The following is a 16236-nucleotide window of genomic DNA, read 5'->3' on the forward strand; positions in this document are numbered from 1 at the left end:
GGGAAAACCATTCACGAGTTTGTTTCCTCTAGCTTGAAGAGCAGGTGGACCAGTTTCTCTATGTCCCAGGGCGGCGGGGTGGGGGTAGCCTCTCCCAGCGAGGATATCTCCGCGAAGAAAGCCTCGGAAGCTGAGACCAGCCTCTCGTAGAGCGAGTAGTACGAATCGTAGATCGCGCTCTCTCTGGGATCCGGCTTTATCCTAGCCTTCTCCCTGAAGAACTTTTTCGCGGCCTCGTCGTGCGAGGAGCTCAGCCCGAGCTTCAGGCTGGCGAGCATCGCGTCGCCAGCGAGGGCGGCGTCGAGGAGCTCCGGGAGGACTACCTCCATCTTCGTCACGTTAGCCTTTATCCTGGCCCACAGAGGGGACTTCGCCCCACCACCCATCAGTATGAGCTCTCCGGGCTTCACGCCGACTTCCGCGAACACCTCTAGGATCTTCCTGATCTCGTAGGCTATTCCCTCCATCATAGCCCTAAATATGTGCGCCCTTGTATGGTAGACTGTCAAGCCGAATATCACTCCGCGCGCGTAGGGGTTCCACCTGGGGGAACGGGCGCCGGAGAAGAAGGGTAGCACTATCAGCCCGTTCGAGCCTGGAGGGACGTAGGCAGCCTCCATGTCCAGATACTCGTAAGCCCTTCTGCGCGTCGAGCTAGCTAACAGCTGGACACCGTCTGCCACTTGGTCCCTGAACCACCTCAGGATGGCGCCCGCAGTGCTCATACCAGCCTCGACGACCCACCTGCCCCTGATCGGGGCGGCGCCCACCGAGAACCTCATCTTCTCGTCGAGGAGCGGCGAGTCCACCATGGTCGCGGTGGTAGACCCAGTACCCGTCGACTCCTCCACCCTCCTGGAGTCGAATATCCCGGCCCCGAGAACTTCGGCCTGCCTATCCCCCATACCGGCGAGCACCTGGACGCTCCTCGGCAACCCTAAAAGCCTGGAAGCCTCCTCCGAGAGCGTCCCGACAACCTCGTCGCTGTAGCGCGACTCGGGGAAGAGCCCCGCGTACTCCGAGAGCCCTAGCTCTTCGAAGAGCTCACGGTCCCACTCGAGCTTAACGATGTTGAACAGCATCGTACGCGACGCCACCGTGTGGTCCGTCACAGCTACACCGGTAAGCCTGTACACAACGTAGTCCTTCGGCTGGAGGCCGAGCCTAGCTCTTCTAAGCACCTCCGGCTCGTTCTCCTTGTACCAGAGAAGCTTCGTCGCTGTAAACGTAGCGTCCACGACGAGCCCGGTCTTCCTGTAGATCTCGGCGGGGTCGACCCTGCTCTTTATCCTCTCCGCCTGCGGGGAGCTACGCCTATCCATCCAGATAGGCACGCGCCCGAGGCTCCTACCCTCGCTGTCCACCAAGGCGAGAGTCTCCCTCTGGCTACTGACGCATATGCCGGCAACCCTGCTGGGGTCGACGCCTGCCTTCTTTAATACGTTCCTAGCAACCTCCACGGAAGTCCTCCACCAGTCGTCTGGATCCTGCTCCGCCCAGCCGGGCCTCGGGTAGTAGGTCGGGTACTCTTTCCCGTCTAGTGCGAGGAGCGAGCCGTTCGAATGGAAGAGCCCAGCCTTCACAGTAGTGGTGCCGATATCTATCGAGAGTAAAAGATCCCCGCTCATCGATGAATAAACCTTCGCCGATGAAATAAATACGACTTATTACTATGAAGTACAGATAACCCGGTTAACCGGGCCTGCCGTACCTACTTCTTTTCCTCAAGCGCCTTCTCGTATATGCTCTTCGGGATCGAGACTTCCCTTCCGCAGTGGTCGCACTGAAGAACCACGTTGCCATCCCTCTCCCCCACGAGCCTCTTCAAGGGTCTCCCACAGTAGCAGACGAAGCCAACTATCCTCGCGGGGTTGCCAGCTACCAGCGCGTGGTCCGGTACGTCGCGCGTCACCACGCTCCCCGCGGCTACCATCGCGTACCTACCTATAGTCACGCCGCAGACTATGGTAGCATTAGCCCCTATGGACGCTCCCTCCTTGACGACCGTGGGCACGACTTCCCAGTCAGTCGAGAAAGCCCTCGGATACTTGTCGTTGGTAAACACCGCGTAGGGTCCAACGAAGACGTTATCCTCTATAACCACCCCCCTGTAGACGCTTACACCGTTCTGAATCTTCACGTTGTTCCCGATAACGGCGCCCTGATCGACGTAAACGTCCTTGCCGATGTTACAGTTCCTCCCTATACGCGCACCGCTCCTAACGTGGGCGAAGTGCCATATACGGGTTCCCTCCCCTATCTCGGCTCCCTCCTCCACTACGGCTGTAGGGTGTGCGAAGTACTTGCGCGAGCTAGACATACCACCGTTACCAAGCGTTCAGGGATTATTTAAAGCCGCGTTTAAAAGTGGAGGCAATGGAGCCCTCGAGCTCGCCCCTCTATGAGTACTTCGCAAGGTTTTTAACAGGGCTTTGCGAATAGGGTTAAGGCGGGAGAATGATACCGGTAAACGCTCCTCCAACCGTATCTCTCCAGTTCCAAATAGGTCCCACCGAGCTAATACTCCTAATCATACTTGCACTGATACTCTTCGGGCCCAAGAAGCTACCGGAGCTGGCGAAAGCTGCCGGTGAAGCTGTACGCGTTTTCCGCGAGGAGACACAGAAGGTTACGTCCTCCGTGGAGGAAAGCAGGACGACGACCTCCGAGTCGATATCCGACGAGGATCTCAGGAAGCTCGCCGAAAAGCTCGGCGTGGAGACTAGCGGCAAGAGCAGGGACGAGCTCGTAAAGGAGATAATACAGAAGGCTAAGGAGAAAGGGCTAATATAAGCGTTTATTTTAAACACTAGCAATTTGAGCTATGCCTGTTTTTCAACACATATGAGCTTAGAGGCTGTAGTAGAGACGCCCAAGAAGAAGAGAGACATCCTCTTCTACCTCTCGAAGGCGAGCACCACCACAGCCCAGAACATGGAGAAAGTGGAGGAGCTCTACCGCGCAGTCCAGTCCAGGGGTTCATCCAACCCTCTACTCGGGAGGCTCGTCGAGAAGACACTCAAGCTCCTAAAGGTTCCCGAGCCGCCGGGGATTTCCGAAGCTGAACGCCTAGCGGAGAGCCTAGAGAGCTACGGCGCAAGCCTTCAAAGGGTAGCCGCGGCGCTGGAGGACCTTTTAAGGGTTGTTGACAGCGCCGAGTCCCTTCTCCGGAGGCTAGAGGACGTGAAGCAAGCGCTGGAGTCTTGGGCCGAGGTATTCCAGGGGCTGAACGCGTCGCTCTACGGGGAGATAGCGAGGGAGATATCCAGGATAGAGAGGTTACCGCAGGAGGACTACCAGGACGTTAAGGAGTTCCACGACAAGCTCGAGGACCTGTTGGACGAGGCGGAACGCCTATCCGCGAGAGCCCGCTCCGAGTACAACAAGCTAGTCGAGCTAGCCCTGCGGGAGCTGGAGGCGACCAGGGAGGTCCTGCAGAGAGCGGAGTCCGTGGCGGCGCTCCACGAGAAGGCAAGGCTCGAGGCGCTGGGCTCAGCCCTGCAACGCGTAGAGCAGGAGCTTCGAAGCTTGCGCCAGTCGCCGAGGAGCTTTGACGTCAACGGTGTCTACAGGGAGTTGGGACGTGTGAAAAGCGAGGCCCAGCAGGTGCTTAGAACGGCTCTCAGCGAGCAGGAGGTAAAAGTATTCGACGAGACGGCGAGGTTCTTCTACATCGTGGGCCAGAAGCCGGTACACCTCACGGAGCTCGTCGAGTACGTTTCTAGGAGGACCTCGTACCCCCACGCCGACGTCCTGAAGACTCTCTACGACTTGTCCTCCAGGGGGGTTATCAGGATTAAGGTGAGCATTGCCCGCTAATCGCGTCGCTAGTACTCGGGGGTCTTCACCCTCTCGGAGAGGTAGATCTTTCTCACCCTCTCGGGCGCGCCTATCCTCTCGAGGTACTCGGCTACCCCCGGGGGTACCAGCTCCCTCCACTCGCCGCCGCTGGCCATAAGCTCCCTGACAACCCTGCCCTGCAACCTGTCTCTCTCCCACAGCGGTAGCTCTAGCACCTCGTACCCCCTCTCCCTGGCGAGCAACTTCACAAACTCGTTCCCGGTAGCCACGAACTCGAAGGAGGGAACCCTGCTCGCCACGTAGCTGAGCCACAGGCTGTTGTCCGGCACGTTGTCGAGGGGGACAACGAAGAGCCTACCCCACTCCTCCCTGAACGCCGCCCTGAGCATCTCGATCCTCTCCCCAGCCGTGAAGGGGTTCTCCGGGGTATAGCTGTACTGTGCTGCTGTCACCCCGACTATGACCTCGTCAACCCTCTCGAGGAGCCATCTAACAGCCTTCACGTGTCCAAGGTGCACAGGCTGAAACCTACCAGGGTAGAAGGCCCGTCGCATACACTTATTACCGCGCCCCCTTTTAAAAACATGTGGGAAGAGTAGCAGGTATCGACGAGGCCGGTAGAGGGCCCATGCTGGGCCCCATGGTGGTGGCGATCGTCGTGTGCCCGGAGGAGAAGGTACCGTTGCTCAGGAACATGGGGGTCAGGGATTCAAAGGCGCTAAGCCCCAGGAGGAGGCTCCTCTTAAGCAGGGCTATACCCAGCGTTGGGTGTAGCGTTAAGGTCAGGGTGGTCGAGCCCCAAGAGATAGACTGCGCTGTTCGCGGAGAGTGCTACGAGAACCTTAACCACCTGGAAGCCGCCGTGTTCGCGCAGCTAATAAACGAGGTCCTCTCGGAGGGGGAGCTGGAGGTGGTGTACATGGATAGCCCCGACCCCGTCCCCTCCAGGTTTGAGGAGAGGGTTCGAGCGTTACTCAAGGGGCAAGTGAGGATTGTGGCGGAGAACGGGGCGGACGAAAAGTACACCATAGTGGGTGCCGCTTCGATAGTAGCCAAGGAGACCCGCGACGAGATAATAAACGCTCTCAAAAAGACTTACGGAGACTTCGGATCCGGGTACCCCAGCGACCCCAGGACTCTGAGGTTTGCGGAGGAGTGGGTGAGGAAACACGGGGAGCCCCCGCCTATAGCCAGGAAGGAGTGGGCGACCTGGAAGAGGTTGCGGTAAAGCATATACGCTTATCGGGGGAGTACTACCCTAATGTCGCAAGACGTTATAGAGTTCGAGCTTGAAGAGGAAGCGCTTTGCGAGGCGCTGGCCAGGCTAGGCGCCGAGGAGGTCGTGGTGACGATGGGCGAAGACATCCTGTTTAGGTACCCTCGGGACGCCGACGTCTCGCAAATCCTCTCCCAGGTAAGATCCACCTTATCCATTCTGAGCGACGCGGACCCCTTCCTCGAGCTACGCTTCCAGGATAGGGCTATCTTCGTGCTCAGAGTAGACGACTACGTCGCCGTGGCGAGTGGGCGCTTCCAGGAGGGGTCGGCGGAGGACGCTAGGCTCCTGCTGGAGCTACTCGTGAACAGAGCTCGCGGAGAGCTGGAACACTACTAGCCGCACGGGCGGTCAGAAGCGACGGTGTACGGTCACCTAAGCCCCTCTTTTAACCCTCATCATCCCTAGAGGAAAATACGCTTGCATCGTTGAATGCTTTTCGCCGTAGGAAAGCTTGCGCGCGTTAAGGTAAAATAGCCGAAAGGTGGGAGTAAAGCCGTGAAGTACGCCGTAGCAGTGGATATAGGCGCTACGCAGACCCGCGTAGCCCTCGGGAACGACGAGGGGGAGATTCTAGAGCTCCACGTCTTCAAGACGTCTTCCTTCCCCGGGCCCGACGAGTACCTGCGCCACATAGCCGGCTTGGCTTTAAGCCTAGAGAAAAAGCACGGCGTGGAAGTAGAGGGTATAGGGGTGGGATCTCCGGGCCCCCTCGACATGAAGAAGGGGGAGGTACTCAAATCCGTGAACATGCCTTTCGATAGGCTACCCGTAGTCTCCGCCCTGAAGTCCCTGACGGGGAAGAAAGTGGCTTTTGCGAACGACGCGGTGACGGCGGCGGTTGGGGAGAAGTACTGGGGCGCGGGGAGGGGGTTGGAGAACCTGGTCTACGTCACTATAAGCACGGGGATAGGCGCTGGGATCTACGTCGACGGGGAGCTCCTCCTCGGCAAGCACGGGAACGCCCACGAAGTAGGCCACGTCGTCGTCGACTCGGGGGAAGAGATGACGTGTGGTTGCGGCAAGAAGGGACACTGGGAGGCCTACTGCTCCGGGTCCGGCATACCCAGGTACGCGAAGTTCCTGGCGGCCAGAAACCCCGAGCTCTGGGAGAAGAGCCCCCTCAAGTCCAGGGAGCCCCTCACGGCTAAAGACGTATTCGACGCGTTCCGGGAGGGCGACGCGCTGGCAAGGCTTGTTATGGAGAGAGTTAGGAAGTTCAACGCGTACGGGTTCGCGGTGCTCGTCAACGTGTACGACCCCGAGATAATCACAGTGGGTGGATCGGTCGCCCTGAACAACCCGGACGTCCTGCTCGCCGGGCTGAAGGAGGAGGTCGAGAAGTACGCTTTAAACGTGGTTCCTGAGATCAGGCTGACCCCGCTCGGAGACAAGATAGGGGTTCTGGGAGCGCTGGCGCTGGGCCTCGGCCTCGAAAAGAAGGTCCCCCTCGTTTAACACGCGCTATGCCCGCGTGAGGATCCACCTGGTTTTCTCTCCTTGGTCCATCAACTGCACTCCAAGCGAGCTGAGCTTACTCCTTATGTAGTCGGCCAGCTCGTAGTTCTTTTGCTCTCGGAGCTTAGCCCTCACCTCAACTATTAAGTCTAGGAGCTCGTCCACTGGGAGCACCTCGGCGGCGCCGAGGGCCAAGTCCTCGTCGAGGACTCCCAGGACTCTGTTGAACTCCTCGAAGAGCCTTAGAGCCCTGAGCACGAGGAGGTACGTGGGCTTCGCCGAGACCTGGGAGTAGACTAGGCCCGTAAGCTTCATGACAGCGGCGAAGGCACCGCTAGCGTTGAAGTCGTCGTCCATGCTTGCGTAGAACTCTCTCCGGGCGTCGAGCATTTCCCTGAATACGCCGAGCTCCCAGTCGCTTAGACGGCCCTCGGGCTCCACCTCTTTGGCGAGGTTCTTGAGCAGTTGTACCGCCCCCCTTAGCCTCTGGAGGTTGCTCTTAGCCTGCTCGAGGACCTCGTCCGAGAACTGTAGCACCGTCCTGTAGTGCGCGGTGGCGAGCCAAAGCCTAACGACCAGAGGGTCGTAGGACCTGAAGAGGTCCCTCAGGGGGACGATGTTCTTCAGGCTCTTGCTCATTTTCTCGCCGCGCACTTGTAGCATACCCGTGTGCATCCAGTACTTAACCCAAGGCTTCTCCCCGAAGAGCGCCTCGCTCTGCGCCCTCTCGTTCTCGTGGTGCGGGAATATGAGGTCTGTGCCTCCCCCGTGGATATCGAACCTCCTCCCCAGGTACTTCGAGGACATCACCGAACACTCAATATGCCAACCCGGCCTGCCGGGACCCCAAGGCGAGTCCCAGTAGGGTTCCCCGGGTTTACGGGCCTTCCAGAGGGCGAAGTCGTAGGGGTTCTTCTTCTCCGAGGCGAACTCCTCCTGGGACCACATCTTCTTGTCGAGTCTCCCGCTGAGCCTCCCGTAGTCCGGGTACGTGTCGACGTCGAAGTACACGCTACCGGAGGGAGCTACGTAGGCGTGCCCCGAGTCTATCAGTTTCTGGACGAAGTCTATGATCTCGGATATGTGCTCCGTGACCCTCGGGTGGACGTCCACAAGGACCCTGAGTTTCTGCAAGGCTTCGAGGTAGTCCTTCGTGTACTCGTCGACTATCTCCCTCCAGTCCCTCCCCTCGTCCCTAGCCCTGTTAATTATCTTGTCGTCTATGTCCGTGATGTTCTGAACGTGGACAACGTCGTAGCCCCTCAGCCTGAGATACCTCTTGATAACGTCGAAAGCCACGTAAGTGCGCGCGTGCCCCACGTGGGAGTAATCGTAGACAGTAGGGCCGCACACGTAGATAGAGACCCTTCCCTCCTCGACCGGCTCGAAAACTTCCAAGGAACGGCTAAGCGTGTTATACACGCGAAGCACGGGAACCCCCGAGAGCATAAAGCGCTACAGGTATATATCTCTCGCGTCGAGTCGAAGCTGTGCGCCTCAAGGTAGTCGAGAGTCTAAGGTCTGCTTTACGCTCAGCAGGCTGCCCCGTCGTGGTCGACGATGTGGGCGCGCGTGTCGCGGAGGAGCTCGGCTTGGAGAACGTTCTGCGCGTAGACAGCGCGGATCTGGTGGGCTTAGAGAAGGTTCACGCGGCCATACACGAGTCCGGCGCACGGAGGATTGTGGGGCTCGGGGGTTTACCGGCCGTTAACGCCGCGAAGGTGCTCGCCTCTCCCAGGCTGAGGGGCAAGTCCTTGCGCGAGGTGTACTACGACGAGAGAAAGCCCGCGGTGGAGGTTCTCCTGGTGCCGCTCGAACCCGCCTACTGCACCGACCTCAGCGACCTCGTGCTCGTCTACGACTCGAAGATCCCGGCGTGGCTCGTGAGGAGAGCCTACGGAAACACCTACGTGGCTACGTTCGCATACCTCGAGGAGGCTGGAAGAAGCCCCAGAACAAGGGTAGTCGTAAGGGACATGTCTCTCGCCGGTTACAGCGACGTAGACCCGGGGGAATCCTACGTGTCGCTGTGTAGCATCTACGAGGGGCGTGCCCCGGGACCGCTACTGATAGCAGCGATGACGCTCTCGTCGATCCTTGGATGGAGCTTGGACGGCGCGGTGGAAGCTGTCGCGGGCGCCAAGTTCGAGGAAGCCCTCAAGGAAGCATTCGAACAAGAGAACCCGGAGTCGTGGTTAGAGAAGGAGATGAGGCTTAGGAGGGCGCAGCCGAGGCTCTGGAAAAGGGTCGACCTACTCGTGGAGCACGCGTGGACATTTTACAGCCTAAGGCTCAGGTCGCTCGGCTTCCGGGGAAAGGTAGAAGTCTACAAGCTCTTCAGGTCGCTTCTGTCCTCCTTACCAGCCGTAGGAACTCCTTGACCCTTGGAGTGGAGGGGGAGTCGAGAATCTGTTGAGCGGGCCCCTCCTCTATTATCCTACCGTGCTCCATGATGACTATCCTGTCCGCCGCCTCCCGGGCAAAGTCCAGCTCATGCGTCACGGCGAGCATAGCGATACCCTGCTTCGCTACTTCGAGGAGCACGTCGAGAACCTCGCCCTTCAACTCCGGGTCTAGAGCGGACGTCGGCTCGTCTAGGAAGAGGATCACCGGGTCCATCGCGAGCGCCCTCGCTATAGCCACCCTTTGTTGCTGCCCGCCGCTGAGCTGTAAGGGGTACTTCTCCTCGAAGCCCGCCAGCCCTACTTGCCTGAGTAGCGAGGCGGCCTTTTCCCGAGCCCTAGCCTTATCGTAGCCCTTAACGATCCTGAGCGGTAATGCCACGTTGTCTATCACCTTCATGTGGGGGAACAGGTTGTAGCTTTGGAACACGAACCCCGTCTTAGCCCTTGCCTTCCTGAGGTCCACGCGCCCAGACGTAAGCTCCTCCCCGTCCAGCCACACTCTACCCTTCCAGGGCTTTACAAGCAGCACTGCGACCTTCAGTAGCGTGCTCTTACCGCTCCCGGAGGGGCCCATCACGACTACTTTCTCGCCGCGCCTCACGGAGAGCGACACACCCCTGATGACGGGCGTACCCTCGTATCCCGCCTCTATATCCTCGAGCACCAGGATCTCGTCGCGCATTTCAGGCACCCGTGTAGCCGGGTATTCTTATCTTCTCCTCTATCCTCCTCGAGAGGTAGGATATCAGGTAGCACACGGCGAAGTAGATAGCCGCTACGACCAGGTAGGATTCAAGCGCCCTGTAGGTATACGCGGCGACGTACTCGCCCCTCCTCGTAAGCTCGACTATGCCTATAACCGAGGCGAGCGAGCTCTCCTTTACTACCGTCACGAACTCGTTGACCAAGGAGGGTATCGAGATCCGAAGGGCCTGGGGAAGTATGACGTACCTGTAAACCTGGGACCCGGAGAACCCCAGCGACTCTGCCGATAGTATCTGCACATCGGGGATGCTCTTCAGCGCAGACCTAAAGATCTCGGCCTGATACGCGGCGCTGTTCAGCCCAAGCGCGAGAAAGCTGGAAGTGAACGCGTCCAGCTTTATCCCGATCGAGGGTAGCCCGAAGTAGATCAGGAGTAGCTGTACTAGTAGGGGTGTCCCCCTCACAGGCTCGATGTACATCCTGGCCAGCGGCCGGAGGCTCGTGAGGCTCAGTCCTAGAAGCGCTATGCCGAGCGCTAGCCCCAGCAGGAACGATATCACCGATATCTGCAGGGTGACGACAACGCCTTCCGCTATGAAAGGCGTATACTCGTACACGAAGTCCAGTAAACCCAACTCTGCTCACCGCGAGAGAAAAATGAGGGAGTTTTTAAGGGTAGCGCGCGCCTAGCTCGAAGACAGCCACTTAAGGATCTCTTGCTGGAATATCTTGTTCATCTCTCCGGACTCGAGGAGCTTCTCTATGACGCTGTTAACGACGTACTTCAGGTCTTCGGCTCCCTGAGGCACCGCGACGGCTCCGCCTATAGTCGGTATGCTGACGTACGTTGCTATCTTCAGCGAGGGCTCCTTCGTTATCAGAGCTTCCGCTATCTTATCTCCCACTATCATCGCGTCTATGTCTCCTCTCTGCAGAGCCCAAACCATCTCCGGGTACACCCTATCGTAAGACTTTATCTCCGCCTTACCCTTCAAGTTGTTGTTAGCCCAATCCTCCTGGATCGTGCCGAGCTGAACGCCTATCTTTTTGCCGTAGAGATCCTGCTCGGACTTTATATCCGACTTCGCAGTCGTTATCACCGCGTAACCCTTGCTGGTGTAGTACGGGATAGAGAAGTCTACGACTTTCTCCCTCTCCGCGGTGGGAGTCATGTCTGCGATCACTATGTCGACATCACCGTTCTTCAAAGCCTCGATAAGCGCGGCGAACTTCATGTCCTTAATCTCTAGCTGTACTCCGAGCTCCTGCGCTATTCTCTTGGCTATCTCTATGTCTATTCCAGCGTAGTTACCATTCTTGTCCACGTACTCAAATGGAGGCCAGTCCGCGGAAGTCCCGACAATCAGTTTACCGCGAGCTTTAATCTTATCGACATAGCTTACTGTCTGTGTCGTCGAGGCTGAATGCCATAGGAAGTACCCTAGGCTCGTTCCAAGCAGTAGTCCTACGGCGAACACTGCGAGGAACTTTGCTATACTCCCTAAAGTCTTTTTATCTATGCTCATGGTTATCGGAAAGCTTTTTAGAAACTACCCGTTATAAGCTTTTCTGTTTATTAAAGAAAATTTAATGATGAAAAATAATTGATATTTTAGATTTTCTTAAAAACGCTTATAAAGCTAGACGGAGACGCGACCACAATGTCTAGACAGGCGGGAGTATCCTACTATGTGAAGAACGCCCTGCTCGCCAGGCCGTACATCCTGGTGGCCATCCAGCAGGGGATAGTCAACTACTCTGCCCTCGCAAAGTTGCTCCACGCCGACATAGAGAAGATGGCTGGTAGAAAGTTCACCGAGATATCGGTGAAGATGGCGGTACTCAGGGTTTCGAAGTCCCTCTTAGAGGCTGTACCCCCTACCCACAGGCTTTCAAGAGTGCTCGCAAACAGCTCCCTCAAGGTCGTCCAAGACGTTGGAGTGCTCTCGGTAACGCGCGAGGGATTCGAAAAGCTGACCAGTTTTCTCCCGATCGGTAGCCGGGGGAAGACTCCCCAGCTCTTCCACGTGGTCCAGGGGGCTTCGGCTGTCACGGTGATAGCAGACGAACCCGTGGTGGCATCTCTGTACTCTAAGGCTAGCCCGGAGACCGTGCTACAGTACCTTCGCAACCAAGCCGCCGTCATCCTGACAGGTCCTCCCGAGATACTCACAACGCCGGGAGTAGTCTCGCTGATATCCCTCAGCGTCGCCGTAAGGGGGGTGAACCTCACGGAGATAGTGTCATGCCACCGCGACATCGTGCTCATAGTCAACGGGAGCGACGTAGCGCTCGCCTTCGAGACCCTGAGATCCCTGGTAGAATTCGCTAAGACAGAGCAAGCCTGAACAACTACTGACCGGCGCCCCCGCTGCTGCTGGAAGCCTTAAGCGCGGCTAGAACCTCGTCCGCTAGCTTGTAGAAGCTCTTTGCGGCCTCTGAGTCGGGGTATGCTAGGACGAAGGGTACCCCGTTATCCGCCGACTCGTTGATCCGGGGGTCTAGGGGTATCTCAGCTAGTACCCTCACGTTCATCTCCTCCGAGAGCCTCTCGGCGCCGCTCTTGCCGAAGATGTAGTGCTTCGTGCCGCAGACAGGGCAGACGAAGTAAGCCATGTTCTTTACGACCCCCAGCAGGGGCATCTTGACCTGCTTGCAGAAGGTGATAGCCTTCTTCACCACGATCCTGGTGAGGTCGCTCGGAGTCGTGACGACTATAGCCCCGCTAAGATCCCTAATCAGCTGGGCTATGGTCAGCGGCTCGTCGCCCGTCCCCGGGGGCAGGTCGACCAACAGGAAGTCCAGGGGTCCCCACGCCACCATCGATAGGAGCTCCCTGAGAAAAGACGTCTTCAGGGGCCCCCTCCATATGAGCGGGGTGTCCTCTTCCGGGACCATCAAGTCGGCACTCACTATCTTCACGTTACCTACGCCGACGACGGGCATTATGCCGCCCGGCCCGGCGTACAGCACCTGGCCGTGAACACCGAACATCTTCGGGATAGACGGTCCGTGTACATCGGCGTCCAGCACTCCCACCTCGAACCCTTTCTTGGCGAGAGCGGCTGCAAGGTTCGCCGTTACAAGGCTCTTGCCGACACCCCCCTTACCGCTTAGAACCGCGACCTTGAACTTCACCTGGCTAAGCCTCTGCCTGGCAACCTCCTCCTGCTCTCTAGCCTTCTTCAAAGCCTCAAGCTTTAGTTGCCTTTCCTTCTCGGCACTCACAGAGCGAGGAGGTAGAGAAGATCTATATATTTGTTATGACAACGGAAAAGGTCTCTTCTACGCGAAGAAAGTTAGCCACAGAGCGGGGGCGAGCAGAGCGAGCCATACGGCGAGGTTCCACTCCGCTATTTTCTTCCCGTCGAGGGGCCCGAAGGGTACGAGGTTAAACAGCGCGATCCAGCCGCTCAGGCTTGCCACCGAGGAGGCGAGGCTACCCCCGCTCCACAGCGCTACTAGCCCGAGCACGATGTTCGTCGCAGGACCCGCCGCGGAGATGATCCCGTTCCTGCGCTTGTCTATTAGCGGCGCGTATATGTAGACAGTTCCGGGGGCGATGAGCTTGAGTGGAATACCGGGTATCGCGGTGACCAGGGTTAGGAGGAAGAGCTCCTTGACTATCGAGTACTTAGCCGGGTACCCGTAGTACTGCGCTATGAACTTGTGCGCAAGCTCGTGCGGCACGTAGGCGAGAAACGCGAGCGCGAACAGCACGAGGGCCCCCGCCAGGGTTAACCTCGGGAGATACGGCGCGGCGAATACCAGGAAGACGGCTATCGTGGAGAGAAGTAGCTCTAGCAGCTCGCCCCTGTAGAAGAGCGGGTAGCTCCGCATGGGGCTAAACACCTGCGTGCACACTTAAACCTAGCGCCGTTATCTGTGCGTGATTACCGGCGCTCAAAAAAGCGGTAGCTTTAAAACGCTTAGAGGAGGAACTCTACGCGTGAAGCTGACGAGAAGGCAGTTCCTGGCATCGCTGGGCGCGGCCGCCGCGCTTGCCAGCATAGGGGCGTACTACTGGATCTTCCCGAAGCGCGAGGAAAGGGTGCTAAGGGTCTACAACTACAGCGCGTACATAAACCCGGACATTATAAAGGATTTTGAGTCCAAGTACGGCGTGAAGGTAATCTACGACGAGTACGAGTCCGCCGAAGAGGCCTACGCGAAGCTCCAGCTAGGGGGAGGCGGCTACGACGTCATAGTGCTCACCGACCAGTACGTCCCCCAAGCGGTGAAGAAGGGTTTAGTGGCCCAGCTGGACAAAACGCGTATACCCAACCTAGGCAACGTGGACAGAGTTTTCTTCGAGAACAACTTCGACCCCGGCCTCAGGTACGCTGTTCCCTACGCGTGGGGTACGACAGGCATAGGCGTTAACAGGGACTACGTGGCGGAGGGCGAGATCGAAGGGTACGAGCAACTCTTCGACACGAAAGTCTTCCTGCCGAGGCACAAGGGAAAGGTCTCCATGCTGGAAGAGTTCCTCGAAGTCGTCAACGCGGCGAAGCTCTACCTGGGCATACCGCTGAACGACTGGTCCGAGGAGAGCAAGCAACGCATCATAGAGCTACTTAGGGAGCAACGCGACTTCCTCGCCGGCTACTACGGCGCTAGCGTCTACATACCGGCGCTCGCGAAGGGCGACCTCCACGCCGCTCACGCGTGGAGCGGGGACGTCGTGCAGGCTCAAAGCGAGAACAAGTCCGTAGAGTACGTTCTGCCGAAAGAAGGCGCGTTCGTGTGGATCGACTTCATGGTGATACCGGTCAACGCGAGGTCGCCGGACCTGGCGTACGAGTGGATAAACTTCCTCCTGGACCCGGCGGTTGCCGCGAAGAACTCCTCCTACACCTACTACCCGAGCCCCGTGAAGAGAGAGTTACTCGAAGGGCTTATAGGCAAGGACGTGCTGGAGAACCCCGCCGTCTACCCGCCGAGCGGGACAAAGCTCGTGCAGACTTACCCGTTGGACGAAAGCGCCCTCAAAGTAGTCGAGGAGATAAGCACGGCTGTAAAGAGGGTGTAGCAGGCTATTACGAGCCCCCGGTAAATCTCTCCTTTTTAGCGAGGAGGACCTGCCTCGAATAGACGTAGCTGGCCGCGAGCGATACGAGTATCATGAGTGAGGCCAGAGCGTTTAGCTCTGTCGTAGCCCTTCCCCGGGCCGCCCTCGCCCATATCACGAGTGGTAGTGTTTTGAAGCCGGGCCCCGTTGTAAAGGCTGTTTTAACGAAGTCGTCGAAGCTCATCGCGAAGGTTATCAGTAGCGAGGCAACGATGCCCGGGAGTGCCATTGGGAAGTATACTCGGACGAAGACGTCGAACGGCCTGGCCCCCAAGGTGTACGCGGCGTCCTCGACGCTCCTCGAGGTAACCTTGAACTGCGGCTTTAAGGCCACGTAAGCGTAGGAGACGTTGTAGGCCGTGTGCCCTACCAGCACAGTCCAAAAACCTAGCTCTACTCCCGCAGAATAGTAGAGCATGAGTAGCGAGACGCTTTCCACGATCTCCGGGATCACTATCGGAGCGTAGAAGAAGCTGTCCGCCGCGCCCGAGGAGCCTCTCTTCGAGAAGTAGTACGCGGCGACGCCCCCTAGGACTGTCGAGAGGGTAGCCGAGAGGACAGCGACCGCTAGGCCGTTAGCCGCTGCCTGCAGGATCTCCGAGTCGCGGGCTAGCTCGAAGTACCACTCCAAGGTGAACCCGCGCCAAGCGCCGGGGTACTTTGCCGCGTTAAAGGACTGGACTACTATGAAGGCTAGCGGCGCGTACAGGAAGGCCAGCAGAAGCGCCGTGTAGAGCTGGAGGACTCTTTTAAGCTTCAAGTTCCGCACCCCACCTCATGTACGCGTATACCGCCAGCAAGGACGCCGCGGTTATGATCAGGGCTAGCGCGCTGCCCGCGGCCCAGTTCCTGTACTTCAGGAACAAGTCCCACACAAGGTACCCGACTGTGTAGCCGTAGACTCCTCCAAGCATCGCTGGCACCACGAACTCGGTGAACGCCATGAGGAACACGAGCGTAACTCCAGAGAGTATCCCGGGCGCCGAGACCGGTACGAGCACCCTGAGCACAGCCTGGTGGGGCTTCGCGCCCAGAGTCTCCGCGGCTTCGAGGAGCCTCCTCTCGACCCTCTCGAACGTCGAGTACACCGGTAGCAGCATAAGGGGGAAGTACTCGTAGACCATGCCTATAACCACCGCCTGGAAGCTGTTCGCCAACCCTAAAAGCGAGAAAATGTTCATCAAGGCGTAGGCGCGTAGCAGGAAATTGACCAGCATGGGAAGAGTGAACGCGACGAGCAACTTACTCTTGCCCTCCTCGCTTTCAACGTAGAAGGCGAGGTAGTACGCTACCGGGAGGGATGCGAGCAGAGTGACCGCGGTAACGATGACTGCTATCAGCCCCGAGTAGGCGATTATGGCCAGGTAGTCCTCGTTCGTGACGACCTGGTAGTAGACGGAGACGCCCCCGCCCCTAAGGCTCTCGAAGAGCATGAGCACTATGGGGAAGTAGAACGTGGAAGCCACGTAAAGGACGGGAACAAGGGCCGCTAGACGCACGCCTAGGCTTTCGCCCCGCAT

General features: G+C 58.2%; 19 protein-coding genes. 8 read left to right on the plus strand and 11 right to left on the minus strand.

The genetic code is table 11. From position 1 onward, the window contains the following. Positions 1 to 11: 11 nt before the first annotated feature. Positions 12 to 1628 carry a xylulokinase gene (locus tag TPEN_RS04605; RefSeq protein WP_011752560.1) on the minus strand — a complete coding sequence of 539 codons (1617 nt, stop codon included), beginning with the start codon at positions 1626 to 1628 and terminating at the stop codon, positions 12 to 14. Positions 1629 to 1711: 83 nt separating this feature from the next. Continuing rightward, positions 1712 to 2320 (minus strand): acyltransferase, encoded by a 609-nt coding sequence (locus TPEN_RS10115; RefSeq protein ID WP_011752561.1) that lies wholly within the window; start codon positions 2318 to 2320, stop codon positions 1712 to 1714. Between the two features lie 137 nt (positions 2321 to 2457). Here TPEN_RS10115 and TPEN_RS04615 point away from each other — a divergent pair, with 137 nt between their 5' ends. Together TPEN_RS04615 and TPEN_RS04620 are read left to right on the plus strand one after the other, a co-directional pair. After that, a complete protein-coding gene (locus tag TPEN_RS04615) occupies positions 2458 to 2793 on the plus strand; it encodes a Sec-independent protein translocase subunit TatA/TatB (protein ID WP_011752562.1) in 336 nt (111 codons plus the stop codon). Positions 2794 to 2844: 51 nt separating this feature from the next. Beyond that, positions 2845 to 3819, plus strand: a complete 975-nt coding sequence (locus TPEN_RS04620) for a Fis family transcriptional regulator (protein ID WP_011752563.1) — start codon at positions 2845 to 2847, stop codon at positions 3817 to 3819. 8 nt (positions 3820 to 3827) lie between these two features. On the opposite strand, the gene TPEN_RS04625 is transcribed toward TPEN_RS04620, so the two are convergent. Next, positions 3828 to 4355, minus strand: coding sequence for a nicotinamide-nucleotide adenylyltransferase (locus TPEN_RS04625; protein WP_011752564.1), 528 nt, complete (start codon positions 4353 to 4355; stop codon positions 3828 to 3830). Between the two features lie 32 nt (positions 4356 to 4387). Between TPEN_RS04625 and rnhB the strand changes: the two genes are divergently transcribed. The 3 genes from rnhB (at position 4388) to TPEN_RS04640 (ending at position 6535) form a co-directional block, all read left to right on the plus strand. Further along, complete coding sequence (rnhB, locus tag TPEN_RS04630; RefSeq protein WP_011752565.1) at positions 4388 to 5029, plus strand: ribonuclease HII; 642 nt, start codon at positions 4388 to 4390, stop codon at positions 5027 to 5029. 33 nt (positions 5030 to 5062) lie between these two features. Further along, positions 5063 to 5416, plus strand: coding sequence for a hypothetical protein (locus TPEN_RS04635; RefSeq protein WP_011752566.1), 354 nt, complete (start codon positions 5063 to 5065; stop codon positions 5414 to 5416). 159 nt (positions 5417 to 5575) lie between these two features. Then, positions 5576 to 6535 carry an ROK family protein gene (locus TPEN_RS04640; protein ID WP_011752567.1) on the plus strand — a complete coding sequence of 320 codons (960 nt, stop codon included), beginning with the start codon at positions 5576 to 5578 and terminating at the stop codon, positions 6533 to 6535. A 6-nt stretch (positions 6536 to 6541) separates the two neighbouring features. On the opposite strand, the gene cysS is transcribed toward TPEN_RS04640, so the two are convergent. After that, positions 6542 to 7966 carry a cysteine--tRNA ligase gene (gene cysS / locus TPEN_RS04645; protein WP_011752568.1) on the minus strand — a complete coding sequence of 475 codons (1425 nt, stop codon included), beginning with the start codon at positions 7964 to 7966 and terminating at the stop codon, positions 6542 to 6544. Positions 7967 to 8025: 59 nt separating this feature from the next. Here cysS and TPEN_RS04650 point away from each other — a divergent pair, with 59 nt between their 5' ends. After that, positions 8026 to 8916 (plus strand): hypothetical protein, encoded by an 891-nt coding sequence (locus TPEN_RS04650; protein WP_011752569.1) that lies wholly within the window; start codon positions 8026 to 8028, stop codon positions 8914 to 8916. Here TPEN_RS04650 and TPEN_RS04655 read toward each other — a convergent pair. From TPEN_RS04655 to TPEN_RS04665, 3 genes are read right to left on the minus strand one after another with little or no spacing between them, the layout of a single operon-like run. Then, a complete protein-coding gene (locus tag TPEN_RS04655; protein WP_011752570.1) occupies positions 8873 to 9622 on the minus strand; it encodes an amino acid ABC transporter ATP-binding protein in 750 nt (249 codons plus the stop codon). The genes TPEN_RS04650 and TPEN_RS04655 overlap by 44 nt on opposite strands. A 1-nt stretch (position 9623) precedes the next feature. Beyond that, on the minus strand, positions 9624 to 10280 hold the full coding sequence (locus TPEN_RS04660) for an amino acid ABC transporter permease (RefSeq protein WP_011752571.1): 657 nt from the start codon (positions 10278 to 10280) through the stop codon (positions 9624 to 9626). A gap of 51 nt (positions 10281 to 10331) precedes the next feature. Continuing rightward, positions 10332 to 11171, minus strand: a complete 840-nt coding sequence (locus TPEN_RS04665; protein WP_011752572.1) for an ABC transporter substrate-binding protein — start codon at positions 11169 to 11171, stop codon at positions 10332 to 10334. 135 nt (positions 11172 to 11306) lie between these two features. On the opposite strand from TPEN_RS04665, the gene TPEN_RS04670 reads away from it, so the two are divergent. Continuing rightward, positions 11307 to 11993: a hypothetical protein gene (locus TPEN_RS04670; RefSeq protein ID WP_011752573.1), complete on the plus strand. Its 687-nt coding sequence runs from the start codon at positions 11307 to 11309 to the stop codon at positions 11991 to 11993. 4 nt (positions 11994 to 11997) lie between these two features. On the opposite strand, the gene TPEN_RS04675 is transcribed toward TPEN_RS04670, so the two are convergent. Further along, entirely contained in the window at positions 11998 to 12873 is an 876-nt protein-coding gene (locus TPEN_RS04675) for an Mrp/NBP35 family ATP-binding protein (RefSeq protein WP_011752574.1), read from the minus strand. 57 nt (positions 12874 to 12930) lie between these two features. Continuing rightward, positions 12931 to 13485, minus strand: a complete 555-nt coding sequence (locus tag TPEN_RS04680) for a zinc metalloprotease (protein ID WP_011752575.1) — start codon at positions 13483 to 13485, stop codon at positions 12931 to 12933. 109 nt (positions 13486 to 13594) lie between these two features. Here TPEN_RS04680 and TPEN_RS04685 point away from each other — a divergent pair, with 109 nt between their 5' ends. After that, positions 13595 to 14677 (plus strand): polyamine ABC transporter substrate-binding protein, encoded by a 1083-nt coding sequence (locus tag TPEN_RS04685; protein ID WP_011752576.1) that lies wholly within the window; start codon positions 13595 to 13597, stop codon positions 14675 to 14677. Between the two features lie 7 nt (positions 14678 to 14684). Here the strand turns inward: TPEN_RS04685 and TPEN_RS04690 are convergent, their stop codons facing one another. Together TPEN_RS04690 and TPEN_RS04695 are read right to left on the minus strand one after the other, a co-directional pair. Then, the gene (locus tag TPEN_RS04690; protein WP_011752577.1) at positions 14685 to 15476 is read right to left on the minus strand and encodes an ABC transporter permease; all 792 of its coding nucleotides are present in this window, start codon (positions 15474 to 15476) and stop codon (positions 14685 to 14687) included. Then, a complete protein-coding gene (locus TPEN_RS04695) occupies positions 15466 to 16236 on the minus strand; it encodes an ABC transporter permease (RefSeq protein WP_011752578.1) in 771 nt (256 codons plus the stop codon). Before TPEN_RS04695 ends, TPEN_RS04690 begins: the two co-directional genes overlap by 11 nt.

It is taken from the genome of Thermofilum pendens Hrk 5 (assembly GCF_000015225.1).
In the GTDB taxonomy this organism is placed as follows: Archaea; Thermoproteota; Thermoprotei; order Thermofilales; family Thermofilaceae; genus Thermofilum; species Thermofilum pendens.

Excerpts from the sequence above, each read along its gene's own strand:
- TPEN_RS04635 (WP_011752566.1), top strand. The coding sequence starts at position 5,063 with ATGTCGCAAGACGTTATAGAGTTCGAGCTTGAAGAGGAAGCGCTTTGC.
- TPEN_RS04670 (WP_011752573.1), top strand. The coding sequence starts at position 11,307 with ATGTCTAGACAGGCGGGAGTATCCTACTATGTGAAGAACGCCCTGCTC.
- TPEN_RS10115 (WP_011752561.1), bottom strand. The coding sequence starts at position 2,320 with ATGTCTAGCTCGCGCAAGTACTTCGCACACCCTACAGCCGTAGTGGAG.
- TPEN_RS04680 (WP_011752575.1), bottom strand. The coding sequence starts at position 13,485 with ATGCGGAGCTACCCGCTCTTCTACAGGGGCGAGCTGCTAGAGCTACTT.
- TPEN_RS04665 (WP_011752572.1), bottom strand. The coding sequence starts at position 11,171 with ATGAGCATAGATAAAAAGACTTTAGGGAGTATAGCAAAGTTCCTCGCA.
- TPEN_RS04615 (WP_011752562.1), top strand. The coding sequence starts at position 2,458 with ATGATACCGGTAAACGCTCCTCCAACCGTATCTCTCCAGTTCCAAATA.
- TPEN_RS04620 (WP_011752563.1), top strand. The coding sequence starts at position 2,845 with ATGAGCTTAGAGGCTGTAGTAGAGACGCCCAAGAAGAAGAGAGACATC.
- TPEN_RS04695 (WP_011752578.1), bottom strand. The coding sequence starts at position 16,236 with ATGCGGGGCGAAAGCCTAGGCGTGCGTCTAGCGGCCCTTGTTCCCGTC.
- TPEN_RS04625 (WP_011752564.1), bottom strand. The coding sequence starts at position 4,355 with ATGCGACGGGCCTTCTACCCTGGTAGGTTTCAGCCTGTGCACCTTGGA.
- TPEN_RS04605 (WP_011752560.1), bottom strand. The coding sequence starts at position 1,628 with ATGAGCGGGGATCTTTTACTCTCGATAGATATCGGCACCACTACTGTG.
- TPEN_RS04655 (WP_011752570.1), bottom strand. The coding sequence starts at position 9,622 with ATGCGCGACGAGATCCTGGTGCTCGAGGATATAGAGGCGGGATACGAG.